This is a genomic window from Lentzea sp. NPDC051213, assembly GCF_044455585.1.
Lineage (GTDB): Bacteria > Actinomycetota > Actinomycetes > Mycobacteriales > Pseudonocardiaceae > Lentzea.
On the sequence record NZ_JBITEX010000002.1, the window covers coordinates 292,792 to 318,092 of the forward strand.

The following is a 25,301-nucleotide window of genomic DNA, read 5'->3' on the forward strand; positions in this document are numbered from 1 at the left end:
CTTTCCTGAGACAGACGGAGTTACGAAGTCATGGCACGCCGCAAGGGACCCACGACCAAGGTCGACCCCGCCGCGTTCGACCGGGCCGGCGCCCAGGTGCTCGACAACCCGCTGAAGACCGAGATCGAGGACTCCTACTTGGAGTACGCGTACTCGGTCATCCACTCGCGGGCTTTGCCGGACGCGCGGGACGGCCTCAAGCCGGTGCACCGCCGCATCCTCTACTCGATGCACGAGAACGGGTACCGGCCGACGCACGCGTACGTGAAGTCGTCGCGCGTCGTAGGCGACTGCATGGGCAAATACCATCCTCACGGCGACACGGCGATCTACGACGCGTTGGTCCGCCTTGCGCAGGACTTCTCCCTGAACGAGCCGTTGATCGACGGGCACGGCAACTTCGGTAGCCCAGACGATGGACCGGCCGCGAGCCGATACACCGAGTGCCGCATGTCCCCGGTGGCGATGCAGCTCGTCTCCGAGCTCAACGAGGAAACGGTCGACTTCCGCCCCAACTACGACGGCTCTCTGCAAGAGCCGACCGTCCTCCCGGCCGCCTTCCCGAACCTGCTGGTCAACGGCACCTCCGGCATCGCGGTCGGCATGGCCACGAACATGATCCCGCACAACCTGCGCGAGATCGTCGGGGCGGCGAGGTGGCTGATCAACCACCCGGCCGCGGACCTCGACAAGCTGATGGAGTTCGTGCCAGGCCCCGACCTGCCGACCGGCGGCATCCTGCTCGGCCTCGACGAGGTCAGGAAGGCCTACGAGACCGGCCGCGGCGTCGTCAGGATGCGCGCCAAGGTCGAGATCGGGCTGCTGGAGGGCTCCAGGGGCCGGCAGGCCATCACGGTCACCGAGTTGCCGTACGGCGTCGGCGCCGAGCGGATCGTCGAGAAGATCACCGACGAGGTCAACAAGTCCAAGCGTCTCACCGGCATCGCGGACGTCAAGGACCTCACCGACCGCGAGAACGGCATCCGGCTCGTCATCGAGTGCAAGGTGGGTGTGAACCCGCAGGCGCTGCTCGCGGATCTCTACCGGCTCACGCCGATGGAGCAGTCGTTCGGCATCAACAACCTGGTGCTCGTTGACGGGCAGCCGCAGACGCTCGGGCTGAAGCAGTTGCTGGAGGTCTTCCTCAAGCACCGCTACGAGGTCGTCACGCGGCGCACGAAGTTCCGCCGCCGCAAGCGCGAGGAGCGGCTGCACCTGGTCGAGGGTCTGCTGCTGGCGCTGCTGGACATCGACAAGGTCATCAAGCTGATCCGGGGCAGCGAGAACGCGGCTGCCGCCAAGGACGGCCTGATGAAGCAGTTCAAGCTGTCGGAGATCCAGGCGTCCTACATCCTCGACACGCCGCTGCGCCGCCTCACCAAATACGACAAGCTCGAGCTCGAGAACGAGCAGGACAAGCTCCGCAAGGAGATCGCGGAGCTGTCCGCCATCCTCGACGACGAGGGTGTGCTGAAGAAGCTCGTCTCGTCCGAGTTGGCGGAGGTGGCCAAGGAGCTCGGCGGCGAGCGTCGGACGAGTCTCATCGACGGTGACCTCAAGGAGGTGCTGGCGGCGTCCAAGCCCGCTGGGCCGCTGGAGGTCGCGGACGATCCGTGCCAGGTCGTTCTCAGTGCCACCGGGCTCGTCGCGCGTACCGCGGCCGAGTCGGAGGAGGTGTCCGAGGGCAAGCGCCGGGCTGGTCGCGTCAAGCACGACGCGGTGTCCGCGGTTGCGCATTCCACGGCGCGGGGGCAGATCATTTTGATCACGAACCTCGGCCGCGCCTTCAAGACGGACGTGCTGCCGCTGCCGGTGTTGCCGGAGCAGAGCGGGACGGTGAGTCTGCGGGGCGGCATGGCGGCGAGTGAGCTGGTGCCGCTGGAGAAGGGCGAGAAGGTCGTCGGGATCGCGCCGCACGACCCGAAGGACTCGCCGGGGATCGCGCTCGGCACGAAGTTCGGCACGGTCAAGGTGTGCCAGCCGGAGTGGCCGGTGCGGTCGGACGAGTTCGAGGTCATCACGCTCAAGGACGGCGACGAAATCGTCGGTGCCACCTGGCTGACGGACGGCAGTGAGACGCTCGCGTTCGTCAGTTCTGACTCGTCGTTGCTGCGCTACGACGCGAAGCTGGTGCGGCCGCAGGGCCTCAAGGGCGGCGGTATGGCCGGGATCAACCTCAGCGGTGACGCGCACGTGGTGTTCTTCGCTGCTATTCGCACGGACGACGACGAGCACGGTGAGCCGATGGTCGTCACGTCGTCGGGGCAGAGCGTGAAGGTGACGCCGTTCAGCGAGTACCCGGCGAAGGGGCGCGCGACGGGTGGTGTGCGGTCGCAGCGGTTCCTCAAGGGTGAGTCGCACCTGGTGCTGGCGTGGATCGGCAGCAGGCCGGCGGGTGCGGACGACAAGGGGTCGCCGGTCGAGCTGCCCGATGTCGATCCGCGGCGCGATGGTTCCGGGCACGCGCATCCTGGTCCGGACGTCATCGGGCACCTGATCGAGAGGGATTAGTTGTTCGTCAGGTTCGACTCCGGCGAGGGGGACGCACTAGCCGACTTCCTCGCCGGTGAGCCTTGGCCGTTCCACACCGGCGGACCGGTCCGGCGCGAGGATGTGCTGAAACGCGTTGAGCAGGGTTTCTACGCAGAGACGTACTGGATCGTGGCCGACGGTGAACGGGCCGGGATCGTCCGGTTGTTCGATCTCGAGGACGAGACGCCGATGTTCGACCTGCGGATCAGCGAGCGGCACCGCGGGAAGGGCCTGGGGCGGGCCGCCGTGCGGTGGCTGACGGACCGGTTGTTCGGCGAGTTGCCGCACGTCGAGCGCATTGAGGGCACGACGAGGCGGGACAACGTGGCGATGCGACGCGTGTTCCGGCGCTGCGGGTACGTCAAGGAAGCGCACTACCGGAAGGCGTGGCCGGACGCGTCCGGCCATCGGCACGATTCGGTCGGGTACGCGATCCTGCGCCACGACTGGCAGACCGGTGACACGACGGTGCCGGACTTCCACGACGAGCTGTGAGAACGCCGGGCGGGGACTCCGACTCGAATCCACGCCGCAGCTCCCCAGCCGACGCGGCTTCCCTATGGCGCGAAAAGCACGTTCGGGCCGTCTATCGGCACCAACGTGCTTTTCGCGCCAAAAGTAGGTGACTGATCAGTCGATTCTTGCCCCGTGCACCTTCGCTTCCGCGATGATGCGTTCCGCTTCGTCCCGGGCGACGTTGCGCAGTTCCGCGAGCGCGCGCATGGCTTCGGCGCGACGGGCCGACATGGCGAGCCGGAAGTCCTCGCGGATTCCCTCGCGCTTGCTGGCGGCCTCCTCGTCGAGCCTGCGGGCACGCTGCTCCGCCTCGCCGACGATCATCAACGCCTTGAGTTGGGCGTCCCTGATCACCTCGCGGCGCTCTTCCTCGGCCAGTGCGACCATCCTGGCCAGCCGTTCTGGCAGGCCTTTCGGGTCGATCGGCGTCAGGCAGATGCGGTGCAGACCGTCCTGCAGGGCGGCGTTCTCCTCCTGGACCGAGATCAACCTGCTGGCCAGCGCTTCAGCACGGGCCTCCGACGCGTCGCGGTCGGCGGCGACCAGGCGCAGCTCGGCCTCCAGCTCGGCGACGTAGTCATCCACCTCCTCGCGGTCGTAACCGCGCCAGCGCAATCCGAACCACGTGCGCAGCGGTACGAGCTCAGTCCTGCTCTCGACGCTCACGTTCTGCCTCCTCTGCCTCCCGCGAGTCAGTCTTGACTGGGTGTACGTACGGGGTGCGGCATCGGTTCTAACGGGTTTACCAGGCACAATGTCGGCGTGAACAACAAACTGTGCCCCTGTGGTACCGGTCAGTCCTATGTGGACTGTTGCGGTGCGCTGCACTCCGGCGCCCGCACCGCGGCCACCGCGGAGCAGCTGATGCGTTCTCGCTACAGCGCTTTCGCGGTGTCCGATGAGGACTACCTGCTGCGCACGTGGCACTCGGAACACCGCCCCGCGAGCGCCGGAATCGATGCTGCCGACCGCTGGCTGAAGCTGGAAATACTGGCAAAAGAAAATGGCGGTTTGCTCCAGAACGAGGGCACGGTCGAGTTCCGCGCGCACTACGCAGGGGGTGTCGTGCACGAGCGGAGCCGGTTCGTCAGGGAGAACGGCCAGTGGGTCTACGTGGAGGGGCTGTGAGCACGGTGAAGGTCGCGAGCAGGTTCAACGGCCCGCCCGGGATGGGCAACGGCGGCTACTCGGCGGGGCTGCTCGCGGCGCACGTCGCGCCGTCCCCGGAGTTCAACGCCGTCAGCGTCCGGCTGCGCAAGCCGGTGCCGCTCGACCGGGAGATGGTGGTCCGCGACGGCCAGTTGCTCGACGGTGACGCCGTGATCGCGTCCGCCGAGCCCGCCGTCCTCGACCTCGACGTTCCCGCTGCTCCGACGCACGACGAGGCGCGCAAAGCCGCCGCGAAGGTGCCGTGGCGGGAGAAGCACCCGTTCCCGACGTGCTTCGGGTGCGGTCCTGGCCGGGAAGACGGCATCGCGGCCCTGCTCGGCCCGCTCGACGGCCGCCCGGAGTGGGCCGGCGTGTGGCGGCCGACGGACGTGCTGCCCCACGACGGCGCGCACGTGCTTCCGGAGATCGTCTGGGCCGCGCTCGACTGCCCGTCGGCTCAGCCGGTGGCTCCGGACGGGGGACCGGCGTTCGTGCTGGGCACTTTCGTCGCGCAAGTGGAGCAGCCGGTGGAACTGGGCGTGGACCACCTGCTCATTGCGTGGGAACTTGGCCGGGATGGACGCAAGGCGTACTCCGCGTCCGCAATCATCGGCCCTCACGGTGTGTGCGGACGAGCGCGCGCCGTGTGGGTATCGATCGGATGACGTCAAATAACCCAGCTGGGTGACACGAGTGCGCTGTGTCTTGATAGCGTGCACGACCGTTGCCCGATTGAGCCGAAAGGGCGAGTGAACGGGATGGCACGGAGGTGATCAGGCGCTTGATGGGCCGACGTGCCGCCCACGGCGACCAGCAATCGCAGACCCAGAGTTCGGGACTGACCCGGGACTCTGCGCTGCAACCCGTCGAACAGCCCCCTGCAGCAGCGCCGCCGCAGCCGGAGCCAGTGCCGCAACGAACGCCGTTCGCGGCGAACTTCGTGGGCGCCACGCTTGTCGTATCCGCTCCTGAGGGTCCCTCTCAGGCGGCTACCGGACTTGCCCGCACGCTGCCGGTCGATCGTGGCCGGACGGTGGTCGTGGTCGACTTCCCCGGCGGCGACCAGAGCACTTTCTGGCCACACGTCGTCACCGCGCTCGCCGGTCGCGGGCCCATCCGGCTCGCGGTGTCGCACGCGGGCACGATGCGGCCGACCGCGCCCGCGCAGTGGCTGGCAGAGCAGGTCCAGGCCGAGGTGGTGGCCCCGGACGGGGTGCTGACCACCGTGCCGGGCGCCGCGTTCGTCGTGGGCACCCAGGGCTACGGCAGCTGGGTGCGGTTCCAGCCGAACGCGTCGCCGATGCCGTTCGGCCGCCGCTTCCCGGTGCCGCAGTGGGAGGCGATGGACCCGAACTCGCCGTGGCCGACCGGCGAGATCGGCATCTCCGAACCCATTCCCGCAGGTCTCTGGCTGCGTGCGCAGCAGCCGCCGTTCGACCCGTCCGCCCAGGACTCGCGCCCGATCGTGGCGCTGCCGTGCCGCGACAACGTGCTGACCGTCGTCGTCGGTGGCCCCGGCCAGTCGGCGATCCCGACCGACGAGGTGTGCCGCCTGCTGACGGCGCTGCCCCAGGCGGCCCGGTCACGCGTGCGGCTCGTTCCGTACGGCATCGACACGGCGCTCGGGCAGCTGGTCTCGGACCAGCTCAACGAGCCGATCGCGATGTTCACCGGCCTGCCCGTGGGCAACCTGCGCACCGGCGGTCCCGCGGTGATCGCGGTCGACCCGCGCGGGCAGCAGACGTGGCGCCCGTTCGTGACCGAGGTGCAGTGCTCACCGCACGAGAGCGTGCCGGCGGTCTCCGGCTACCGGGCGCCGGTGCAGGGCCTGGCCGAGGTGTCGCCCGGTGTGTTCGGCCTCGGCGACGGCGTCGTGCTGGAGGTCGTGCCGTCCGGGCTGTGGGTGCGGGAGAGCGACGAGCCGTACAACGCGGCGGAGGTGCGTTCTCAGCCCGTTGACCCGGAGTGGGCACGTCTGACCGTGGGCACGCCTGGGCGCACCACGCCTGGTGCGGTCGCGGTGCACGGTGCTGCTCTCGTCGAACGCCTCGAGCCTGAGGTGCGCAAACTGCTGCGCGTCGTCTTCTGCGACGCCAAGGTGTCCGCACCGCCTCCGCCCGTGCCTCAGCACGCGGCACCCGCTCACGCCGCGGCTGAGCCTGGGTTCGGCGGTCCGTCTTCCTCGGGGAGCCCCGTGCCGATCGCGGCGGCACTGGGTGCGGCCGCGCAGGCCCTGTCGGTGCGCGATGTCGCCGACAACGGCACCGGCTTCTTCGCCGCGGTCACGCCGGCCGAGCCCGAGCCGGAGCGTCCCGCCTACGCGGGCATCGAGCCCGGTCCGGCCGTGCCCTCGCACGCGCTGGATGACCCCGACGAGGCCGCGTTCCCGTCGTCCGACCCGGACGCGGCGGCCGTGCGGTTCCGGGTGGACGGCCCGCTGCCCACGCAGCCGCTGGCCTCGTGGGAGGTGCCGGCGCAGAACAACGGTGAGCGCGAGACCGTGCACGGCGACCACGCCAGCTCGGACGTCGAACGCGACGCGGTCCGCCGCGCTCTCGGCGAGCGCTACGGCGTGCACGCGGCGACGGTCTGCCGCCTGCTGGCCCAGCGCCCCGACGCCGAGGAGGACCCCACGGCGTTCGAGGCCATGGTCACCGACCTGACGGCGTTGCTGGCGTGCGTGTCGCAGGACGAGGAGATGGTCGTCGACACGCTCCGCATGGGACGTCTCGGCCGCCTGCGCCCGTACGTCGCGTGCATCGTCTCGGGCCTGAACCGCCTGCCCGTGCACAACGGCGTGGCGACGGTGTGGGGCCAGAGCGGCCCAACGGGCCCGCGCCGCTACCGCTCCGGCGACGTGCTGGTCGAGCACGGCCTGCTGGACGCGGTCGCGAACCCGGCGCAGCGGATCGAGGGCGTGACCGAGTACCTGCTCTGGTCCGTCACCGGCCGGCGCGTCGAGGTGGCCGACCGGGTCGCCGTGGCCACCGAGGAACGCGTTGTCTTCCCGCCTGGCACGGCTTTCCGCGTGCTCGCGGTGGCCGAGGCTGAGGGTGAGCACCCGCAGCAGGTGCTGATGCAGGAGATCGCGGGGGCGGCGGCCGATCAGGAGATCGCGGCTATGCGGCCGAGTGTGCTGTCGCAGTTGGAACGGGCGGGGGCGAACTTGCGCGTGCTGCCCGCGATCCAGGTGTCGGTGCAGGCCTGACGTCGGTGCTGGCCTGGCGTGGTGCTGGCCTGGCCTGGCGTGGTGCTGGCCTGGCGTCGGCGCAGGCGTGACGTCGGTACAGGCCTGGCGTGGTGCAGGCCTGGCGTGGTGCAGGCCTGGCGTGGTGCAGGCCTGACGTCGCCGCAGGCCTGACGCGGCGAAAGTGTCAGACCTGCTTGAGATGATGTGAGTGGGGGCCCTCGACTCCCCCGGAGGGGGTCGATGCGGGATCGATTCCGTGAGGGCGCGGAGGGTCGTGGCGGGGTCGATTCCGTGAGGGCCCCGAAGGATCGTGGTGGGATCGAATCGGAGCGGGCGCGAAAGGGCGTCGCGGGATCGAATCGGTGAGGGCGCGAAAGGGCGTGGCGGGATCGATTCCGCGAGGGCGCGAAAGGGCGTGGCGGGATCGATTCCGCGAGGGCGCGAAAGAGCGTGGCGGGATCGAATCGGTGAGGGCGCGAAGGGGCGAGGCGAGATCGATTCTGTAAGGGGCGCAAAGCTGACCGCACATCTCGGCATCCGGTACGCCGAACCCCCGTTCGGCCCGCTGCGCTTCCACCCGCCGGTGGACTGCGACGGCGAGCCGCGCGGCGAGTTCGGCCCCCGCGCCGATGATCCGGCCGCCGAGGACGTCCTCACCCTCAACGTCTGGTCCACAGTGGACGCCCCGGCGCCGGTGTTGCTGTGGATCCACGGCGGCGCGAACACCGTCGGCTCGTCCGCCCAGCCCGAGTACGCCGGTGACGTCATCGCGGGCCACGGCGTGGTGTTCGTCAGCTGCAACTTCCGGCTCGGCGTCGACGGATTCGGTGCGGTGGAAGGGTTTCCGCACAACCGCGGGCTGCTCGACATCGTGTCGGCGTTGCGCTGGATCCAGCGCAACATCGCGCGGTACGGCGGTGACCCCGGCAACGTCACGATCGCCGGCCAGTCCTCGGGCGCGCAGGCCGTCGCCTGCCTGATGGTGATGCCCGCGGCGAAAGGCCTGTTCCACCGGGCGATCGCGCACAGCGTGCCAGGCCGGTTCTTCAGCCAGGACTTCGCTTTCGAGGTCGCGGCGAACCCGCAGCCGGATGTCGTGCTGTATCAGCCGATCGTGGACGGCGACACGCTGCCGGCCGTGCCGCTGAACGGCCCGTTCGACGTGGATCTGCTGGTGTGCCACACGATCGACGAGGACGCCGAGGTCTTCCGCCGGGCGACCACGCACCTGGCGAACCGGGCCAACGCCTTCCGCTCGATCTACTCCCGCCCGCCCGCGCACCACGGCGCCGACATCCCGGACGCTTTGCGCGGCGACATCGCCGAGGCGTGGGCCAGGTTCGCGACGACCGGCTCGCCCGGCTGGCCGCGCGAGGAGGTCAGGTGGTGGGGTCCCGAGGGGCGCGTGCAGTCCTGGCCCGACGGCGTCTACCTGGCGATCCTGTCCTGGGACGAGGCCCGCACGACGAGGTTCGTCAGCTTTCCGTGGTGAGGCCGAGCGAGCCGTCCAGCCGCGGCACGCACGCGCCGTCCCGCTTGCTGCTCGCCAGGAACTCGGTGAGGCAGCGGCCGATCTGCTCGTGACCGCGGGCGTTGGGGTGGAACGACTCCTGCAGCACGTGCGATGAGCGCTTCTCGTTTTTCAGGCCCGCCCAGTCGACGGTCAGCCGGGTGAACCACTCGGTGTCCGCTTTGGACCCGCCCACACACGCCTCGTGGCCCTCGCCGGCGCGGGAGAGGTCCAGGAACCGGGCGTTGACCTTGTCCGCGGCGGTGCGCAGGCCGTTCGACAGCTCCGGCACGCCCTCCTCGACGACCCACTCCATGTCGGCGGAGCGCAGCGGGCAGCCGGAGAGGTTCTGCAGTGACTGCGGCATCTTCGCCGAGACCGGTGCCGCGTAGGACTGCGCGATCAGCTGGTACGACGAGTCGAGGTAGCCGGAGTCGCGCATGGTCTGGCGGATGGCGCTGAGCGTGTTCTCGACCTTGGGGATCATCCGCCGCACGCGTTTGGTCCACTCAGGAGCGACGGACGACGTGCAGTCGCTGCGCTTGCCCCAGGCCTGTACGCAGGCGTTGAGGATCTCGGAGAAGCGCGGGTCGTCGTTCGCGCCGACGGCCACGACGATCGCGACGACCCGGTTGGCTCCGGCGATCTCCCGCAACCGCGGCAGCTGCTCGTGCCGCAGCTTGTCGGAGTTCGTGCCGGAGCACGCCAGGTTGATCTTCTGGTCGGCCTCGATCTGCGTTTTCATGATCGACGCGTCACGCGACCGGTGGCACCAGTTGCCGCCGTCCTCGCCGTCGGTTCCCGGCTCGTAGGCTCCCGCGCCCTCGCCGGACATCGTGCTGTCGCCGAGTGCGACGACCGCCGTCCGCGACTCGCGGTCGGGATCCGAGGGCGGGGGAAACGGGTGGTCGCTCACGACCAGCACGATCGTGAGCAGGCCGATCATCGCGAGGGGAAGGGCTCTCCGCATCGCGGCCCAGCTTACCCAGGTGGCCGAATGCGAGGGAGATATGGCGTTGCCGCCTCAGGCCGTGATGAGGAAAGTGGAGGTGTGGGGAATCTGAGGGAGATTGTCGTGGTCGGCTACGACCACACGGCGCTGCTGGATCTGGCGGGACCGATAGAGGTGTTCCAAGCAGCGAATCACGGGGAGCAGCGGTACCGGGTGACCGTGGCGACGCTCGGGGGCGTCCCGTTCACCGCGACCGCGGGGGTGCGGATCGAGGCGGGGGCGGACCTGCGCACGTTCGACCGGCCGATCGACACGCTGCTCGTCGTCGGCGGCTGGGGCTACGACACGGCCGCGAGCGATCCGGTGCTCACCACGAACCTGCGGCGGCTGGCACTGAGGTCACGCCGGGTCGCGGGCGTGTGCACGGGAGCCGTCGTGCTGGCCGGCGCGGGCCTGCTGGAGGGCAAGAGGGCGACCACGCACTGGGCGTTCACCGGCGAGCTCGCTCAGCGCGGTGTCGACGTGGAGCCGGACGCGATCTTCGTGTGCGACGGGCAGGTGTCCACGTCGGCCGGGGTGACGGCGGGCATCGACCTGGCGCTGGCGATGGTCGAGCAGGACCACGGCCCCGGCCTGGCCCGCAGGATCGCGCAGTACCTCGTGGTCTTCCTGCAGCGCTCGGGCGGCCAGTCGCAGTTCAGCGTGCACACCCGCACGCGCCCGGTGTCGGACGACTCGCTGCGGGCGTTGCTCGACGACATCCACGCCGATCCGACCCGCGACTGGACCGTGCCGGTGATGGCCCGCAAGGCGATGATGAGCGTGCGGCACTTCGCCCGCGTCTTCTCTCGCAGCGTGGGCATCTCGCCCGCGCAGTACGTCGAACGAGCCCGCGTCGAGGCCGCCGCCGACCGGCTGGCGAGCTCCGGCGACTCGCTCGACCTCGTCGCCCGCGCCTGCGGTTTCGGCTCGGCCGAGACCCTGCGCCGGGCCTTCCTGCGCGTGCTCGGCGTCTCGCCGGGCAGCTACCGCGCCCGTTTCCGGACAACTGGGGTTGCCTGATGGAAGCCACGTTCGTGCTCTACCCGAACATGACCGCGCTCGACTTCGTCGGCCCGTTCGAGGTGCTCGGCTCCGTGCCGATCGTCACCACCCGGTTCGTCGCCGCGTCTTTGGAGCCCGTGAAGTCCGACAACGGGCTCGTCGTGATGCCGACCGACACGTTCGACACGCTCAAGTCGACCGACATCGTCGTGGTACCCGGATCCGGGCACTGGCGGGAGCTGCTGAAGGACTCCGGCGGGGTCGTCGAGTGGCTGCAGGAGGTGCACCCGACGACGAAGTGGACGACGTCGGTGTGCACCGGGTCGACGTTGCTCGCGGAGGCCGGACTGGTGTCCAAGGCGACGACGCACTGGGCTGCGCGCGAGGACCTTTCCGTTCGTGGCGTTGAGGTTTCGACCGACCGGGTGGTGTTCGACGGCAAGGTCGTCAGCGGGGCCGGCGTGTCCGCGGGCATCGACATGGCGCTGCGGTTGGTCGAGGCCGAGTTCGGGGAGCTGGTGGCGCAGGCCGTGCAGGTCGGCATCGAGTACGACCCGCAGCCGCCGCGCTCGTACGACTCGATTCCCGACTCGGTGGCGGAGGGCCTCAAGGCCGCGTTCGAGTCACGCCAGGGCTGACTGCTCGATCGCTTCGGCCTTCTCGCGTTCGCGGGTCGCCCAGAACATCGTCTCGTGGAAGTGGCCGCGGTCTATCTCGGCTACTCGTGCATAGACGGCGGCGCTGCGGCGGTGGTACTCGGCGTGGGCCTTCGGGCTGGCGTCCGGGCGTGGCATCAGGCGGCTCAGGGCCTCGTGTGCCTGCATGAGGGTCTGAGCGTTGTCTGCTGCCTTGTTCCAGTTCATGGGGTGTTTGTACGAGGGGCGGCTGGTTTGAGGCCAGTCGGTTTCTCGCAATTTCTTCGGGACTACCCGGTCGGAGGATCTTCGTCGACTTCAGTGGAAAGGTCGTCGATTGCCCGGTTGATGATGCGGTGGGCTTCGTCGCCGTAGCTGGCGATGCCGGCGAGCGAGTCGAAGATCTTGCCGTACAGCTCGATCTCCTGTGGTTGCGTGATGGTGAGCTCGGCCGAGAACGTCTCCACGTTGACGTGGTCCTCGTCCAAAAGTGAGAAGCCGTGTTTGGGGAAGGCTGCCCCGTACACCGCATCGAAACCGATGACTCCGAGCTTCACGGTCGGCAGTGCGGAGAGTGAGTTCAGATGGCGTAGTTGGCTGAGCATGACATCCGGCTCGCACAGGCGGAACCGGAGAGCTGCCTCCGTGATGACGAAGTGGAACCGGCGATCAGGCTGATGCAGGACGTCCTGGCGTTGCATGCGGATCCGCACCGCCTCGTCGACATCCTTGCGAGGGCCGAACAAGGGTTCGCTGTGGCTCAGACAGACCTTGGCGTATTCGGGAGTCTGCACAAGCCCTGGGATGATCATCGTCTGGAAGACGCGGAACGATCGGACCCCGGCTTCCTCTTGCGCGATTCTGTGCTGGACGTGCCGCATGCCGTCCTTCAGCAGGTGCTGCCACTCGGCATGGGTATCAGGCACCGGTCGGCTCCTCTTCGGTCTCCGGCGAAAGGTCGTCAATCACTCGCATGATGATCTGGCGGGCAGCTCGGCCGTAGCTGGCGATGCCGGCCAGCGACTCGAAGATCCTCCCGTAGAGCTCGATCTCCTGGGGCTGGGCGAGGTTGAGCTCCGCGGAAAACGTCTCGATCACCACGCAGTCCTCATCCTGGATCCAGAAGCCATGCCACGGCCCAATTCTCGGGTACGTCGTCTCGAAGCCGATGATGCCCAGCTTCACGTTGGGCAGGGTGGAGAGCGAGACCAGACGGTCGAGCTGAGCCAGCATGTCCGCCGGTGCACAGAACCGGTAGCGCAGTGAGGCCTCGGTGAGGACGAAGTGGAATCGCTTGTCTCCGTCATAGAGGATCCGCTGACGCAGCAAGCGTGCGTGGACGGCGTCGTCGAGGTCGTTGACCGCGCCAACAGTCATCTCGCCCTGCCGTAGACACGCGCGCGCGTATGCGGGCACCTGGAGCAGTCCTGAGATCACATCAGGCTCGAAGAGCCGGAAGAATCGGACCTCGGCTTCCTGGTTCAGCAGCTGGTGCTGCTTGTGTCGCATGCCGCCGCTGAGCAGCCTCCGCCATTCCGCGTGCCGTTCCTCCAGAGTGTGAAGGGACGCGAGGAGGCTCGCCGCCTCGTCTTCGCTGTTCGTCGCGTTCGTCCATGCCCGGATGTCGTCGTTGGTAGGCGTTTGCTTCCCGTTCTCCAGCTTGGAGATCTTCGACGCCACCCATGTCAACGACTCCGCGAGCTGCTTGCCTGACAGGCCAGCCTGTCGACGCAGTTCGCGGAGTCGTCTGCCGAGCGCGACTCGGGCCTCGTGTACCTCAGACGCCTCGGATGTCGTTTTCCGCGGCAAAGTCCTCCCGTCGCACAGCGTGATGCCAAGCTGCGTCACGCCAGTAGTTGTGCTGGACGATCTGTGCCGGGTCGTCCTCGACGATCTCGATGCTGATCAGACGATCATCGGTGCCATCGAAGTGCATCCGAGCCAGTGTGCGCGAATCGAACAGCCAGTAGTCGTGGTCGGGCAGTCCCGCCTCGTCGGCTTTCGTGCGGACCAGGTAGCGGATGTCCTCACCAGCACCCACCGTCTGACGTGAACTCCACAGGCCGTAGCGGGTGTAGTCGCTCGGAGGGATGCTCACTACCCGCACCCTCTCGAACCGGCGGCCTTCCGCGGTCGCCTTCCGGATGTTCGGCAACCACCAGCCGTCCCATTCCTCGATGACCCGGTTTCCGGCGAGGAAGGCGGCGATCTCCTCCTGCTCGTCCGGTTCGTTGTATCGTTCGCGAACTTCGAGGCGGAAGGCTGTGTGCTCGAAGGTCTTGAAGAGTTCTTCGAACTCCTTGCTGGGGTAGGGGAACGTGCTCAGCGGTCCTCCTCCGTTGCCCTCTTGAGGTAGAGGCTCAGTACCTCCTCGGGTACCTCGACCACCGCTTCTCCGTCGGGGATCGGCCCGATGTCCGCGAGGGCCTGCGGATCGGTCACGATCCAGCCCTGGGCGAAGTAGGTCTTGCGGTCCGCCCGATCGGACGCGAACAGCGTGGGCGACCCGACCCTCCCAGACTGCGGGTCTTTACCGAGGAAAGTAGCGCGCATCATGCCTCCATTTCTAGAACTTGCTAGCAGCGGTGGCAGGTTTGGACCGGAACGGTCAATGACCCGGTCAGGTGAGCCCCAGCGGAACCCAAAGACCCACAGTCACCGCTACCCAGACACGTGCATCGCCCCCTAACCTGAGGCAGACGGCTCAGGGGGAGCCGTCCATCCAGGGGGATAGATGTTGAGAATCCTGGCCGCCTGCGCGGCCATCTTCAGCCTGCTCATCGGCGCCACGCCGGCCTCAGCCAGCCCAACTGGCATCGACGGCGTAGTCACGTCCGCAGGCACCGGAGCGCCGATGAAGGGCATCCAGGTAATCGCGAAGACACCCGACGGCAGCTGGGTGCGCGACGCGTTCACCGACGCCAACGGCAAGTTCGACATCCCGCTCGCGGCGAACAAGCAGTACCGGATCTACGCGCACGCCAGCGAGCACGAGGAGGCGCTGACCGAGCCGGTGACCGCGCCAGGCACGGTGTCGATCGAGCTCAAGCCGTTCACCTACGGGTCGGTGCGCGGCACGTACCTGCGCAAGCCCGGCCAGCCATTGGCGGGCGTGGGGGTGCGGCTGACCGACGTGAACGGCAACGACGTCGCGGAGCGCGTGGCCACCGCCGCCGACGGCACGTTCCGGTTCGACCACGTGCGGACGGGGCAGCGCAAGGTTCGCTTCTACTTCCCGCAGCAGACGGATCACTGGTACGACAACGGGAACCCGATCACCGTGCAGGCCGGCCAGGAGACCGTCGTCGAGCAGCTCGCGCGGCCGATGGGTGGTGCCGAGGTCACCATCCGGGACAGTGCTACCGGTGAGCCGATGGCGAACGTGCCGGTTCAGGCCACGCTGCCGATCGAGCTCGGGGCCGGGTACACGGTCAACACCGACGCGGAGGGCAAGGCGCGGTTCACGGACCTGCTCACCGGCAAGTGGCGCTTCCTGCTCTCGCAGCCGAAGGGCTACCTGTACAACACGATCGAGGACGTCCAGGTGAACGCGGACGAGACGACGGTCGCGGCCGGCACGCTGGACCGCGAGGCCGTGCTCGACCTGACGTTCGTGGACGCGGCCACGGGTGCGGCCGTCGACGGTTGTTACGTCACCGTGGAGGCGCGCCAGAACAACGTTGTTTCCACCGGACATGAGCGCTGCAGCACCGACGGCACCGGCAAGCTCCGCGTGGACGGGTTCTGGCCTGGGCGTCAGCGGTTGTTCGCCTTCCCGCGCACGTCCGCCGCTCACGGCAGCCAGTGGGTGGGCGAGAACGGTGGCACGGGTGACGTCGAGCAGGCCAAGTGGTTCGACACCGTCAGCGGGCAGACCACGTCCGTGCAGGTGAAGTTCGACGGCGCCGGCACGATCAGCGGCTCGGTTGTCGACGACGCTACCGGCGCGCCGGTAGCGGGGTTGTGCCCCTCGGTGACGCCGTCCAGCTACGACCCGAGTCAGGGCCGGAACGTCCGCTGCACCTACACCGAGGGCACCTACTCGATCAGCGGTCTGGGCCCGTACGCGTGGCGCGTGCAGTTCCCGTCCTCCTACGGCGAGTACGCCTGGCAGTGGTCGGGCGGCGCGGCGGACCGTTTCAGCGCTACGCCGGTCCAGGTCACTGCTGGTGGCACCGCCACGGCCGACGCGCGGTTGAAGAAGCCCGGCAAGATCAGTGGACGGCTCGTCAACGCCACGCGGCCGTTCCAGTACACGACCGTGCTCGCGGTGAACGCTGTTACCGGTGACTACGCCGGGCGTGAGGCGTCCCGCAACGCCCAGTACGAGTACTCGATGACGGGGTACGGCACGCAGGACGTGCGGCTGCTCTTCCACGGGAACTTCGAGGAGGAGTTCCAGACCCACCCCGACCTCGTCCACGTCGAGGCCGGGCAGGAGACGACCGGGGTGAACCTGCAGGTCAGGTGAGGCCTGACTGAACGGCGAACACCACGAGCTGGGCGCGGTCACGCGCGCCCAGCTTCACCATCGCCCGCGACACGTGCGTGCGCACCGTCGCGGGCGAGATCACCAGCACGGCGGCGATCTCGTCGTTGGAGGCGCCGGACGCGACGTGCCGCATGATCTCGCGTTCGCGTTCGGTGAGCTTGTCCAGGTGCGGCACGGGCCTTGCCGAAGCGCCTGAGGCGAACCGGTCGATGACCCGGCGCGTGACGGACGGCGACAGCAGCGATCCGCCGTCGGCCACCACGTGCACTGCCCGCAGCAGGTCGGTCGGGTCGGAGTCCTTCACCAGGAACCCGGACGCGCCGGTCCGCAGTGCCTCGAACACGTATTCATCGAGGTCGAACGTGGTCAGCATGACGATCTTGACCTCGCTCAGCGCCGGATCGGCAGACACTCGGCGCAGCACTTCCAGGCCGTCCATCAGCGGCATCCGGATGTCGAGGAACACCACGTCCGGCTTCACCGAGCTGATCAGCGAGAGCGCTTCGCGTCCGTCGGCGGCCTCGCCGGCGAGCTGCACGCCGTCCTCGGTCTCGATCAACGTCCGCAGTCCCATCCGGACCAGCGGCTGGTCGTCGGCCACCACCACGCGAATCATGACGGCAACGGTATCCGGGCGATCACCGCGAAACCGTGCGATACGCCGACTTCGAGCGTGCCTCCCAGCGCTTCGGCGCGTGAGCGCATGCCGGTGATGCCGTGCCCCTCGGTGAACGGGCCGGGCGCGCCGGTGTCGGCGACCTCCACCACCAGGTCGCCACGCACCTCGTACACGTGGACCGCCGCCGTCACGCCGGGGGAGGAGTGGCGCAGCACGTTCGTCAGCGATTCCTGCACGATCCGGTAGACGGCGAGCTGGTAGTTGTCCGGCAGTTCGACCTCGTCCACCTCGACCGAGACCTCGAGCCCTGCCTCGCGCATCCGCGTCGCCAGCGCGGGGATGTCGGCGAGCGAGATCGTCGGCCGCAACGGAGCCGAGCCGCGCAGGGTGTCCAATTCGGACCGGAGGCCGTCGAGCGCCTCCTTGCTGGTGTCGCGGATCGCCTGCAACGAGGCGCGGGCCTTCGCGGGATCCTTGTCCAGCACGTACAACGCGACCCCGGCCTGCATCGCGATCACCGAGAGCCCGTGGCCGACGACGTCGTGGACCTCCTGGGCGAGCCGCAGCCGTTCGGAGATCACGGCACGCTCCCGAACGTCCACAGCGGACCGCCGGCGCAGCCGCATCAGCACACCGGCGGCGGCGGGCAGCACGATCCAGCCGGCCGACCAGGTGATCCACGACGTGATCGATTCGTTCCACCAGGGCAGAATCGCCAGCGCGTACACCAGAGCGCAGCCCGCGGCGTACTCGATGCGCGCGTACATCGCCACCGCGTACATCGCCGCGACGCCGCTGATCAGGATCGGCCCGAACGGGTAGGCCAGCGCCAGGTAGACGGCGATGGTGCCGGCGGTCAGCACGAACGTCCACAGCGGACGGACCGAGCGGAACAGCAGTCCCGCGGCCGCCAGCGCGATGAGCACGTAGGCGAGGACGTCGAGAGATGTCGCGCCCTGCAGCCGCGCGGCGAACCGCGTGCCCCCGAGGCCGAAGAACAGCAGCGCCACCGTCAGCGCCACGTCCTGCCATCTGATCCTGAACTGCATGGTGCCGACGATACGACCGACGACGTACGCAGATGTGCGTATCTTCATGACGCTCCGCGGCTGACGACCTCACGCCCTCGGCGGAACACGATTGTCGGCATGATCGTGACGACGGAGAAGCTGACGAAGCGCTACGGCGACCGCGCCGTGGTGGACGGGGTCAGTCTGTCCGTGCGGCGGGGCGAGGTCTACGGGTTCCTCGGTCCCAACGGCGCGGGCAAGACGACCACGATCCGCATGCTGCTGGGCCTCGTGCGGCCCACGAGCGGCACCGCGACCGTGCTCGGCGAGGCGCCGGGCACCCCGAAGGCCTTGCTGAAGGTCGGTTCCCTGATCGAGGGACCCGGTTTCTACCCGTACCTGTCCGGCCGCGACAACCTGCGCGTGCACGCCCACCGCCGCGGCGTGGGCAAGACGCAGGTGGAGGCCGCGCTGGAGCAGGTCGACCTGGTCGGGGCGGCGAACGAGAAGTTCCGCCGGTACTCGCTCGGCATGAAGCAACGGCTCGGCGTGGCGGCGGCGCTGCTCGGCCGGCCGGAGCTGCTGATCCTGGACGAGCCGACCAACGGCCTCGACCCGGCGGGCATGGCCGACATGCGCGACCTGGTGCGGGCGCTGGCGGCGCAGGGCCAGACGGTGCTGCTGTCGAGCCACCTGCTCGGCGAGGTCGAGGAGATCTGCGACCGGGTCGGCGTGATCTCGAACGGCAAGCTCGTCGCCGAGAGCACGGTCGAGCAGCTGCGCGGCGACACGGTGCTGCTGATCAAGGCGGACCCGATCGAGAAGGCGCACGTCCTGATCGAGGGCAGTGAACTGCGCGGCGACGTGCTGCACGTGCGTGAGTCCGACGCGGGTTCGTTGGTGCGCACGCTGGTGCACGCCGACGTGGATGTGCAGGAAGTCCGGCCGTTGCGCCGGACGTTGGAAGAGGTCTTCTTCGAGATGACGGGAGCGGCGTGATGGGCAGCGTCAAAGCGGAGCTGCTGCGACTGTGGAAGTGGCCGGCGACGTGGGTGCTGATCGGCGTCTGGCTGGTGATGACGCTGACGTTCGGCTACCTGTTCAACTACCTCGCCCTGAACGGCGGCACCAACACGCGTGACCTCTCGCAGCAGCAGCTGATCAGTGCGATGCAGCCGGAGAACGTGGGCGCGGCCGTCGTGCGCGGCCTGCCGATGTTCGGCGGCGCGATCATCCTGGTGCTCGCCGCGCTGGCGGTCGGCAGCGGCTACGGCTGGGGCACCTGGAAGACCACGTTCACGGCCGGTCCGCGCCGTATTTCGGCTCTGGGCGGCACGTTGGGCGCGCTCGCGATCATCGTGGTGATCCTGGTGGCGTTGACGTTCGTGGTCGATCTGGGCGCGGCCATCGCGGTGGCCTCGATCGAGGGCTGGGACTGGAGTCTGCCCGGTGTCGCCGCACTGGAGGCGGTGGGCGCGTCACTGCTGATCGCCGCCATGTGGACGGGGTTCGGCGTGTTCCTCGGCGTGGTCACCAAGGGACCGGCGCTCGCGGTCGGACTCGGGCTGATGTGGGCGATCGTCACGGAGAACCTGTTGCGGGGCGTCGGTTCCCTGCTCGGACCGGTCGAGTCGCTCACCGAGGTCCTGCCCGGCGGTTCGGCCGGCAACCTGGCCGGTGCCGTCGGCGGATCGGGTGCGCCCGGCGTGCTCACCGACCTGAGCGGCACCACCGCCGCGCTGTTCCTCGTCGGGTACGTGGTGGTTTTTGTCGGGGCGGCGACGCTTCTGAAGGTGCGTCGCGATCTCGTATAGGGCCACCGCGGCCCAGGTCACGCCGAGCACGACCGCGACTCCCGTGGGGTAGTCGCGGTCGTGCAGGCCTGGGTTGACCGGCCCGCTGTACTCCCGCCACAGCAACGGAACCGCGATGATCGCGACGGTTCCGGACACGACGAGCCCGACGCCGGTGCTGGATCGTTTGACGAGGAATCCGGACGCTCCGACGAGCGGGGCGATCAGGAAATCGTGGAGAACGACGCCTCCGCCGAGCCACGCGAGCAGCTCGATGGTGACCTGGGGGAGGAGCAGCCACGCACCCCACGCTCCGAGTGCCACGCCTACGGCGCCCAGCAAGATCCTCACAGCACCTCCAACGACGTGACCCACTTCGTTTGCAGCACACCCGGCCGGTTCGGCGCGATGAGCCGGCAGGGATGTCCGTGGTCCGGACTGAGCTCTTCGCCGTTGAGTTGGAGCGCAAGCAACGTCAGAGGGTCCTGCGCGAAGGCTTCCGGCAGCGTGCTTGCCTTGTAGAGGCCGTCCTTCTCCAGCGACTCGACCCGGATGTCGCCCTTGCCGACCAGATCGGCGATCCGCACGCCGGTCCAGGTCGCGTTCTGGCTCCAGCCCTCGACACAGGCTATGGGCAGGTCGACGGTCACCTGGGGCAGGGCGTTGAGCTCGGCCAGCGAGTAGCTCTGCCGGCCGACTCTCAGACGCCAGTCCGCCGGCACCTCGATCCGGGCCGCCGCTGCCGTCCGGTTCACCGGCAGGTCGCCGTCAGACCGCCAGGCCAGCACCGAGATCTTGCGCAGCCACGGCACCGTGACACCTGCCGTCGCGACCACCGCGACACCGGTCGTGAGGGCGGTCGTGCGGAGGAAAGCCCTGCGGGACAGGATGGTGCGCTCTTGGGCGGCCGGTTCCAGGGAGCGGCGGACGACCGGGATCTTCACCGCGATGTGCACGAGCAACGCGCCGATCGTGATCCATGCGACCGCGTAGTGGGCGGTGGGGAAGTAGAACGACCAGGGGTAGTTCTGCGCCGCGTTGAACAGCCCGGTGACCAGCTCGAAGAACGACGCCGCGATCAGCACGAAGATCGAGCCGCGCTCGAGCGCGTGCGGCACCGACTTGATCAGGGGACGTTCGAACAGCTTCGGGTAGACGCTCCACAACTTGGCCAGCAGCAATGGAATCGACGCGACCCCGGAGATCACGTGCACCCCTTGCGTGACCCGGTACAGGTCGACCGGCCGGGTCGGCCACGGCCAGTCGTGCTGCACGCCGTGGCTGAGCAGCCCGGTGACGAAGCACAGCCCGAACGTGATGCCGAGCCACGTGCCGACCCGGCTGGTCACCCCGGTGTGGTGGGCGGGGGCGCGGAACTTAGGGGGTTTCACAGCCGCTCCCAGCAAGCGAACCAGCGTCCGGCGCGTTCGGTCTGCCACAGCAGGAAGAACCCGTCCGCCGGTACCGACTCCGCGTCGCTCCACGCCCAGGGGAACCATTGCCCGAGCGAGCCCTCTGTCCGCGCCCGCGCCTGGCCCTCCGCGAGCCCGGACCCCGGCTGCTCGACCTCCACGATGACGGTCCCGCTGGGCCGCAACAGTTCTCTGATCCGGCGGAGGAGTCTGGCCGGATCGCCGCCGATGCCGATGTTGCCGTCGGCGAGCAACACGTGGTGCCACCGTCCTTCGCCGGGCAGCAGGTCGAACACGTCGCGCCGGATCGCGATGCCGCCGCGCGCTGTCGTGCGCCGGACCGCGACCGGCGACACGTCGACGCCGAGGGCTTGGACGCCGCGATCGAGCAGCGCCGCGACGAGGCGGCCGGGGCCGCAGCCGACGTCGAGGGTGGGGCCGGTGCAGGCGTCGAGCAGGACGGAGTCGCCGCCGCCGGCGTTGGCGTGCCAGCGGGCGACGGACAGTTCGCGCGGGGCGGTTCCTGGCAGGTCGAGCCAGCCGGCGTGACCCTGGAGGGTCTGGTCGAACATCATCGGGCCACCGCCGGGGTGGGGTGGGCTGTGCGGGCGGCCGCCGGGGTGGGGTGGGTCGTGCGGGCGGCCGCCGGGGTGGGGTGGGCTGTGCGGGCGGCCGCCGGGGTGGGGTGGGCCGTGCGGGCGGCTGCCGGGGTGGGGTGGGTCGTGCGGGCGGTCGCCGGGAATTGTCGGTGCCGTCTGGGAGAATAGAACCAGGGGACCCCTCTGGAGGGGACCCCTGCGCGAGCCTGCCGACCGCGCCTCATCGGGCCACCGCCCCAGTCTCGGCCAGCGCGGCGGCGAACCGGCTGCGCGGCACCTGAGCCGCCACCGCGCGAGCGTCGACGATCGTGTCCACATCGGACAGCATCGGCAGCGTCCTGACCGGTAGCCCCTGTAGCCCCTGTAGCGCCTCCAAGGTGCACGCCCCGGTGTCGGCCCGCGACATCGGCACCTTCCGCAACACCCCGGCGTGCCGAGGATCCCGCAGCCCCAGCGCCCACCACCCGCCGTCCAGCGCGAACCCGAGCGCCGCCTCGTCGAACTCCGCGCACGACTCCAGCAGTGCCGGCGTCACCTGGGGCGTGTCCATCCCGATCTGCAGCACCGGCATCCCGAACTGGGCGACATCCAGATGAGCGTGAGCCAGCCGATCCGCGAAGGTCAAGCCGCGTTGCGGAATCACCACGCACTCCGCCAGCGCGTCCCGCACGTCATCGCGCCGCACCACCCCGGCCAGCGCCACCACCGGCACCGCGCCGGGCGTGGACAGAGCGGCTTCCAGGGTGTCGAGCAGAGAAGCCGCCGCCACCTCAGCGGCTTCCTCAGCGGACAGCGGCGGGCACAGCCGGGTCTTCACCTGGCCGGGCACCGGCGACTTGGCCATGATCAGCAGGCAGAACCTCATCGCAGCACTCCCGCCATGTCACGGGCCGCGCGCATCGTGCCGCGCAGCGAGCCGGACACCTTGGACCGGGTGCCCGCCGCACGTGGTCCGTAGGCGACGTCCACCTCGCGCACTCGCCAGCCCGCGGCGGCCGCGCGCACCAGCAGTTCCAGGGGGTAGCCGAAGGCGCGATCGCGGATGTCCAGCGCCAGCAACGCTTCGCGGCGGCACACCCGCAGCGGCGCGATGTCGTGCACGTCCAGGCCTCGGCGGCGCAACAGGCTTGCGATCACGAAGTTCCCGGCTCGGGCGTGCCACGGCCACACGCCCGAGCGCACCGGTACCCGGCGGCCCACCACGAGGTCGGAGTCGGCCAGAAGTCCGGCCATGGCGGGCAACGAGCCCAGGTCCAGCGAGCCGTCCGCGTCGGCGAACGCGACCAAGCCGGACGTGGCGGCGAGCAGGCCGGTGTGCACCGCGGCGCCGTAGCCACGGCGTGGCTCGTGCACGACCAGTGCGCCATGAGCGGCGGCGACCGCGGGGGAACCGTCGGCAGACCCGTTGTCCACGACGATCGCGCGGTATCCAGGAGGCAGGGAACCGAGTACCGCGGGCAGTGCGGCGGCCTCGTCCAGGCAGGGCAACACGACATCCATGGAGTCCATCCTGGACTGCCGGAAAGTGTTGCGGTGCTTACGGAATTGTGACGCTCGAAAGAGTTCTTACGATTGTCTTGCGAGCCCTGCGGCCACCCGCGGCACGCCCTAGGTTGGGCGCGGTGCGTCTACTCCTCGCCGGACTGCTCGTCGCTGCCGCCGTCATCGTCGGGCTGATCGTCAACGCCCACGACCCGAACGTTCTCTTCGCCGCGGCGGCGCCGTTGTTCGGTGACTGGCAGCCGCACGTCGGGCCGGGCACGCCCGCGGCGATCCTCATCGCGTCCCTGGTCGTCGCCAAGGGGCCCGAGCTCGCACAGCACCGACGAGCGCTGCTGATCGCCTACGTCGCCTCGGTGGCTTGGACGTTCTCGCTGGCGATGATCGATGGCTGGGGCCGGTTCGTCACCCGGCTCACCACCGAGGACGAGTACCTGCACGAGGTGCCGGGCTTCATCGACCTCACCACCTTCGCCGCCCGCATCCCGGACTTCCAGCCCGACTCGTGGACCACGCACGTCGCGGGTCACCCGCCGGGCGCGCTGCTCACGTTCGTCGCGCTGGACCGCATCGGGCTTGGGGGAGGGGCCGCGGCGTCGATCTTCTGCGTCCTGGCCGGGGCACTCGCGACAGTCGCGATTCCCAAAGCCATCAACAACAACGCCGTGCTGCCGTTCCTGGTGCTGTTCCCCGGGGCGGTGTGGGTCGGGGCGTCGGCGGACGGCATGTTCATGGGCGTCGCGGCCGTCGGGATCTACCTGCTCACCCGGTGGCCGCTGCTCGGCGGCATCGTGCTGGGCTGGTGCATCTTCCTGTCGTACGGCCTGGTGCTCCTGGCCCCGCTGGCGCTTGTCGCTGCCCGCAGACGGGTGGGTTGGGCCGTCGTCGGCGCAGGAGCGGTCGTCGCGGCGTTCGCCCTCGCCGGTTTCTGGTGGTACGAGGGCTATGAGCTCGTGAAACTCCGCTACTACCAGGGCATCGGCGACGTCAGGCCGTACTGGTACTGGGCCTGGGCGAACCTGGCGGCCCTCGCGCTCGTCATCGGCCCGGCCGCGATCTGGGGGCTGCGCAAGGACAGGTGGGTCCTCGCGGCCGCGATCGCGATCCTGGCGGCCGACCTGTCCGGCCTGAGCAAGGCCGAGACCGAACGGATCTGGCTGCCGTTCGCGATCTGGCTCCTCGCCGGCACGGCGAAACTCGACAAGAGGTGGCTCACCGCCCAGGCGATCACGGCCCTGGCGGTGAACCACCTCGTGCTCACGAACTGGTGACGGGCTCCCGCTGAGACGCGAAAGCGAACTCCCGCACGCCCTCGACGAATCCGACCTGAGCCTCGAACCCCAGCACGTCCAACGCTTTCGCGGGCGAGGCGACGACGTGCCGCACATCTCCCGCGCGCGCCCCGCCCACGATCTTCGGTGCCGGTCCGTCGCACGCATCGGCCAGCGCGAACGCCAGGTCGCCGATCGTGTGCGGGGTGCCGGAGCAGATGTTCACGGCCTCGAAACCGGGCCTGGGCGACGACAGCGCCAGCACGTTGGCCCGCGCCACATCGGTGACGTGCACGAAGTCACGGCGCTGCCGGCCGTCCTCCAGCACACGCGGAGCGACGCCGTTCTGCAGCGCGGACCGGAAGATCGACGCCACTCCGGCGTACGGGGTGTCGCGCGGCATCCGCGGGCCGTAGACGTTGTGGTACCGCAACGCCCACACGCTCCCGCCGGTCTGCCGGGCCCACGCCGAGGCGAGGTGTTCTTGAGCGAGTTTCGTGGCCGCGTAAGTACTGCGCGGCTCCAGCAAGGCGTCCTCGGGCACCAGTTCGGGCACGACGAAGTCGCCGCAGAAGCAGCGCGGCTCGAACAGACCCGCGGCGAGGTCGGAAGCAGACCGCTCGGCCCGCACGATCCCGTGCGTCAGGCAGCGGTACCGCCCCTCGCCGTACACGACCATCGACGACGCCAGCACCAGCCGCGACACCCCGGTCCGGTGCATCTCGGCCAGCAACACCGCCGTGCCAAGATCGTTGTGCCGGGCGTAGGAAGGCGCGTCGAACGGATCCACGCCGTGCCCGACCATCGCCGCCTGGTGGCAGACCGCGTCCACTGTGGACAGCAGTGGCCGCAACACGGCACCGTCGGTGACGTCACCGACGACAAGTTCGTGGTCCAGCAACGGAACGGCCCCGTGCGCCTCGGGCAGCAGGGCGTCGAGCAGGACGCACTCGTGGCCCTGCGCGGCCAGTTCGTCGGCGACGTGGGACCCGATGAACCCGGCACCGCCGGTGATCAGTACTCGCATGAACCGACCGTAGGACCGCGGTACCCGCGTGGCGCGGCCGAAGGAGGTGC

Annotated in this window: 26 protein-coding genes; 12 read left to right on the top strand and 14 right to left on the bottom strand. The window is 69.3% G+C overall.

Annotated features, from left to right (window positions below; translation table 11 throughout):
* Window positions 1–30: 30 nt before the first annotated feature.
* Together ACIA8G_RS08160 and ACIA8G_RS08165 are read left to right on the top strand one after the other, a co-directional pair.
* Window positions 31–2,511: a DNA topoisomerase (ATP-hydrolyzing) subunit A gene (locus ACIA8G_RS08160; RefSeq protein WP_396417634.1), complete on the top strand. Its 2,481-nt coding sequence runs from the start codon at window positions 31–33 to the stop codon at window positions 2,509–2,511.
* Window positions 2,512–3,027 (top strand): GNAT family N-acetyltransferase, encoded by a 516-nt coding sequence (locus tag ACIA8G_RS08165; protein WP_396417635.1) that lies wholly within the window; start codon window positions 2,512–2,514, stop codon window positions 3,025–3,027.
* A gap of 135 nt (window positions 3,028–3,162) precedes the next feature.
* On the opposite strand, the gene ACIA8G_RS08170 is transcribed toward ACIA8G_RS08165, so the two are convergent.
* Window positions 3,163–3,714 (bottom strand): DivIVA domain-containing protein, encoded by a 552-nt coding sequence (locus tag ACIA8G_RS08170; RefSeq protein WP_396417636.1) that lies wholly within the window; start codon window positions 3,712–3,714, stop codon window positions 3,163–3,165.
* Window positions 3,715–3,810: 96 nt separating this feature from the next.
* Here ACIA8G_RS08170 and ACIA8G_RS08175 point away from each other — a divergent pair, with 96 nt between their 5' ends.
* The 4 genes from ACIA8G_RS08175 to ACIA8G_RS08190 all read left to right on the top strand — a co-directional run bounded on the left by ACIA8G_RS08175 (window position 3,811) and on the right by ACIA8G_RS08190 (window position 8,879).
* The gene (locus tag ACIA8G_RS08175) at window positions 3,811–4,176 is read left to right on the top strand and encodes a YchJ family protein (protein ID WP_396417637.1); all 366 of its coding nucleotides are present in this window, start codon (window positions 3,811–3,813) and stop codon (window positions 4,174–4,176) included.
* Window positions 4,173–4,862, top strand: coding sequence for a hypothetical protein (locus ACIA8G_RS08180; protein WP_396417638.1), 690 nt, complete (start codon window positions 4,173–4,175; stop codon window positions 4,860–4,862). The genes ACIA8G_RS08175 and ACIA8G_RS08180 overlap by 4 nt, the downstream gene beginning before the upstream one ends.
* A 242-nt stretch (window positions 4,863–5,104) precedes the next feature.
* Window positions 5,105–7,405, top strand: a complete 2,301-nt coding sequence (locus tag ACIA8G_RS08185) for a hypothetical protein (RefSeq protein ID WP_396417639.1) — start codon at window positions 5,105–5,107, stop codon at window positions 7,403–7,405.
* 397 nt (window positions 7,406–7,802) lie between these two features.
* Window positions 7,803–8,879, top strand: coding sequence for a carboxylesterase family protein (locus ACIA8G_RS08190; protein ID WP_396417640.1), 1,077 nt, complete (start codon window positions 7,803–7,805; stop codon window positions 8,877–8,879).
* On the opposite strand, the gene ACIA8G_RS08195 is transcribed toward ACIA8G_RS08190, so the two are convergent.
* Window positions 8,863–9,867 carry a GDSL-type esterase/lipase family protein gene (locus ACIA8G_RS08195; protein WP_396417641.1) on the bottom strand — a complete coding sequence of 335 codons (1,005 nt, stop codon included), beginning with the start codon at window positions 9,865–9,867 and terminating at the stop codon, window positions 8,863–8,865. The genes ACIA8G_RS08190 and ACIA8G_RS08195 overlap by 17 nt on opposite strands.
* 105 nt (window positions 9,868–9,972) lie before the next feature.
* Between ACIA8G_RS08195 and ACIA8G_RS08200 the strand changes: the two genes are divergently transcribed.
* A complete protein-coding gene (locus ACIA8G_RS08200) occupies window positions 9,973–10,911 on the top strand; it encodes a GlxA family transcriptional regulator (protein WP_396417642.1) in 939 nt (312 codons plus the stop codon).
* On the top strand, window positions 10,911–11,531 hold the full coding sequence (locus tag ACIA8G_RS08205; protein ID WP_396417643.1) for a DJ-1/PfpI family protein: 621 nt from the start codon (window positions 10,911–10,913) through the stop codon (window positions 11,529–11,531). Before ACIA8G_RS08200 ends, ACIA8G_RS08205 begins: the two co-directional genes overlap by 1 nt.
* On the opposite strand, the gene ACIA8G_RS08210 is transcribed toward ACIA8G_RS08205, so the two are convergent.
* From ACIA8G_RS08210 to ACIA8G_RS08230, 5 genes are all read right to left on the bottom strand, one after another.
* Window positions 11,517–11,756 (bottom strand): AMED_5909 family protein, encoded by a 240-nt coding sequence (locus tag ACIA8G_RS08210; RefSeq protein WP_396417644.1) that lies wholly within the window; start codon window positions 11,754–11,756, stop codon window positions 11,517–11,519. The genes ACIA8G_RS08205 and ACIA8G_RS08210 overlap by 15 nt on opposite strands.
* A gap of 62 nt (window positions 11,757–11,818) precedes the next feature.
* On the bottom strand, window positions 11,819–12,409 hold the full coding sequence (locus tag ACIA8G_RS08215) for a DUF5753 domain-containing protein (RefSeq protein WP_396417645.1): 591 nt from the start codon (window positions 12,407–12,409) through the stop codon (window positions 11,819–11,821).
* A gap of 37 nt (window positions 12,410–12,446) precedes the next feature.
* A complete protein-coding gene (locus ACIA8G_RS08220) occupies window positions 12,447–13,376 on the bottom strand; it encodes a helix-turn-helix domain-containing protein (RefSeq protein WP_396417646.1) in 930 nt (309 codons plus the stop codon).
* The gene (locus ACIA8G_RS08225; protein WP_396418671.1) at window positions 13,306–13,854 is read right to left on the bottom strand and encodes a DUF6879 family protein; all 549 of its coding nucleotides are present in this window, start codon (window positions 13,852–13,854) and stop codon (window positions 13,306–13,308) included. The genes ACIA8G_RS08220 and ACIA8G_RS08225 overlap by 71 nt, the downstream gene beginning before the upstream one ends.
* Window positions 13,851–14,084, bottom strand: a complete 234-nt coding sequence (locus ACIA8G_RS08230) for a hypothetical protein (RefSeq protein WP_396417647.1) — start codon at window positions 14,082–14,084, stop codon at window positions 13,851–13,853. Before ACIA8G_RS08230 ends, ACIA8G_RS08225 begins: the two co-directional genes overlap by 4 nt.
* A 178-nt stretch (window positions 14,085–14,262) precedes the next feature.
* On the opposite strand from ACIA8G_RS08230, the gene ACIA8G_RS08235 reads away from it, so the two are divergent.
* Entirely contained in the window at window positions 14,263–15,999 is a 1,737-nt protein-coding gene (locus tag ACIA8G_RS08235; protein ID WP_396417648.1) for a collagen binding domain-containing protein, read from the top strand.
* On the opposite strand, the gene ACIA8G_RS08240 is transcribed toward ACIA8G_RS08235, so the two are convergent.
* On the bottom strand, window positions 15,992–16,636 hold the full coding sequence (locus tag ACIA8G_RS08240; protein ID WP_396417649.1) for a response regulator: 645 nt from the start codon (window positions 16,634–16,636) through the stop codon (window positions 15,992–15,994). The two genes, ACIA8G_RS08235 and ACIA8G_RS08240, sit on opposite strands and share 8 nt — an antisense overlap.
* On the bottom strand, window positions 16,633–17,688 hold the full coding sequence (locus tag ACIA8G_RS08245) for a sensor histidine kinase (protein WP_396417650.1): 1,056 nt from the start codon (window positions 17,686–17,688) through the stop codon (window positions 16,633–16,635). The genes ACIA8G_RS08240 and ACIA8G_RS08245 overlap by 4 nt, the downstream gene beginning before the upstream one ends.
* 99 nt (window positions 17,689–17,787) lie before the next feature.
* Between ACIA8G_RS08245 and ACIA8G_RS08250 the strand changes: the two genes are divergently transcribed.
* Window positions 17,788–18,648 (top strand): ABC transporter ATP-binding protein, encoded by an 861-nt coding sequence (locus ACIA8G_RS08250; RefSeq protein ID WP_396417651.1) that lies wholly within the window; start codon window positions 17,788–17,790, stop codon window positions 18,646–18,648.
* Window positions 18,648–19,463 carry a hypothetical protein gene (locus ACIA8G_RS08255; protein ID WP_396417652.1) on the top strand — a complete coding sequence of 272 codons (816 nt, stop codon included), beginning with the start codon at window positions 18,648–18,650 and terminating at the stop codon, window positions 19,461–19,463. Before ACIA8G_RS08250 ends, ACIA8G_RS08255 begins: the two co-directional genes overlap by 1 nt.
* Window positions 19,464–19,789: 326 nt before the next feature.
* On the opposite strand, the gene ACIA8G_RS08260 is transcribed toward ACIA8G_RS08255, so the two are convergent.
* From ACIA8G_RS08260 to ACIA8G_RS08275, 4 genes are all read right to left on the bottom strand, one after another.
* Window positions 19,790–20,833, bottom strand: a complete 1,044-nt coding sequence (locus tag ACIA8G_RS08260) for a molybdopterin-dependent oxidoreductase (protein ID WP_396417653.1) — start codon at window positions 20,831–20,833, stop codon at window positions 19,790–19,792.
* Window positions 20,830–21,429, bottom strand: a complete 600-nt coding sequence (locus ACIA8G_RS08265) for a class I SAM-dependent methyltransferase (RefSeq protein WP_396417654.1) — start codon at window positions 21,427–21,429, stop codon at window positions 20,830–20,832. The genes ACIA8G_RS08260 and ACIA8G_RS08265 overlap by 4 nt, the downstream gene beginning before the upstream one ends.
* Window positions 21,430–21,673: 244 nt before the next feature.
* Window positions 21,674–22,318: a DUF2064 domain-containing protein gene (locus tag ACIA8G_RS08270; RefSeq protein WP_396417655.1), complete on the bottom strand. Its 645-nt coding sequence runs from the start codon at window positions 22,316–22,318 to the stop codon at window positions 21,674–21,676.
* A complete protein-coding gene (locus ACIA8G_RS08275) occupies window positions 22,315–22,953 on the bottom strand; it encodes a glycosyltransferase family 2 protein (protein ID WP_396417656.1) in 639 nt (212 codons plus the stop codon). Before ACIA8G_RS08275 ends, ACIA8G_RS08270 begins: the two co-directional genes overlap by 4 nt.
* Window positions 22,954–23,075: 122 nt before the next feature.
* Between ACIA8G_RS08275 and ACIA8G_RS08280 the strand changes: the two genes are divergently transcribed.
* Window positions 23,076–24,224 carry a hypothetical protein gene (locus tag ACIA8G_RS08280; RefSeq protein WP_396417657.1) on the top strand — a complete coding sequence of 383 codons (1,149 nt, stop codon included), beginning with the start codon at window positions 23,076–23,078 and terminating at the stop codon, window positions 24,222–24,224.
* On the opposite strand, the gene ACIA8G_RS08285 is transcribed toward ACIA8G_RS08280, so the two are convergent.
* Window positions 24,211–25,251: an NAD-dependent epimerase/dehydratase family protein gene (locus tag ACIA8G_RS08285; RefSeq protein WP_396417658.1), complete on the bottom strand. Its 1,041-nt coding sequence runs from the start codon at window positions 25,249–25,251 to the stop codon at window positions 24,211–24,213. The genes ACIA8G_RS08280 and ACIA8G_RS08285 overlap by 14 nt on opposite strands.
* Between the last annotated feature and the right edge of the window lie 50 nt (window positions 25,252–25,301).

Bases quoted from the DNA above. Each gene is read 5' to 3' on its own strand.
- ACIA8G_RS08255 (WP_396417652.1), top strand. From the start codon at position 18,648: ATGGGCAGCGTCAAAGCGGAGCTGCTGCGACTGTGGAAGTGGCCGGCG.
- ACIA8G_RS08230 (WP_396417647.1), bottom strand. From the start codon at position 14,084: ATGATGCGCGCTACTTTCCTCGGTAAAGACCCGCAGTCTGGGAGGGTC.
- ACIA8G_RS08245 (WP_396417650.1), bottom strand. From the start codon at position 17,688: ATGCAGTTCAGGATCAGATGGCAGGACGTGGCGCTGACGGTGGCGCTG.
- ACIA8G_RS08210 (WP_396417644.1), bottom strand. From the start codon at position 11,756: ATGAACTGGAACAAGGCAGCAGACAACGCTCAGACCCTCATGCAGGCA.
- ACIA8G_RS08250 (WP_396417651.1), top strand. From the start codon at position 17,788: ATGATCGTGACGACGGAGAAGCTGACGAAGCGCTACGGCGACCGCGCC.
- ACIA8G_RS08275 (WP_396417656.1), bottom strand. From the start codon at position 22,953: ATGGATGTCGTGTTGCCCTGCCTGGACGAGGCCGCCGCACTGCCCGCG.
- ACIA8G_RS08205 (WP_396417643.1), top strand. From the start codon at position 10,911: ATGGAAGCCACGTTCGTGCTCTACCCGAACATGACCGCGCTCGACTTC.
- ACIA8G_RS08160 (WP_396417634.1), top strand. From the start codon at position 31: ATGGCACGCCGCAAGGGACCCACGACCAAGGTCGACCCCGCCGCGTTC.
- ACIA8G_RS08235 (WP_396417648.1), top strand. From the start codon at position 14,263: ATGTTGAGAATCCTGGCCGCCTGCGCGGCCATCTTCAGCCTGCTCATC.
- ACIA8G_RS08240 (WP_396417649.1), bottom strand. From the start codon at position 16,636: ATGATTCGCGTGGTGGTGGCCGACGACCAGCCGCTGGTCCGGATGGGA.
- ACIA8G_RS08265 (WP_396417654.1), bottom strand. From the start codon at position 21,429: ATGATGTTCGACCAGACCCTCCAGGGTCACGCCGGCTGGCTCGACCTG.
- ACIA8G_RS08195 (WP_396417641.1), bottom strand. From the start codon at position 9,867: ATGCGGAGAGCCCTTCCCCTCGCGATGATCGGCCTGCTCACGATCGTG.
- ACIA8G_RS08215 (WP_396417645.1), bottom strand. From the start codon at position 12,409: ATGCGGCACGTCCAGCACAGAATCGCGCAAGAGGAAGCCGGGGTCCGA.
- ACIA8G_RS08270 (WP_396417655.1), bottom strand. From the start codon at position 22,318: ATGAGGTTCTGCCTGCTGATCATGGCCAAGTCGCCGGTGCCCGGCCAG.
- ACIA8G_RS08285 (WP_396417658.1), bottom strand. From the start codon at position 25,251: ATGCGAGTACTGATCACCGGCGGTGCCGGGTTCATCGGGTCCCACGTC.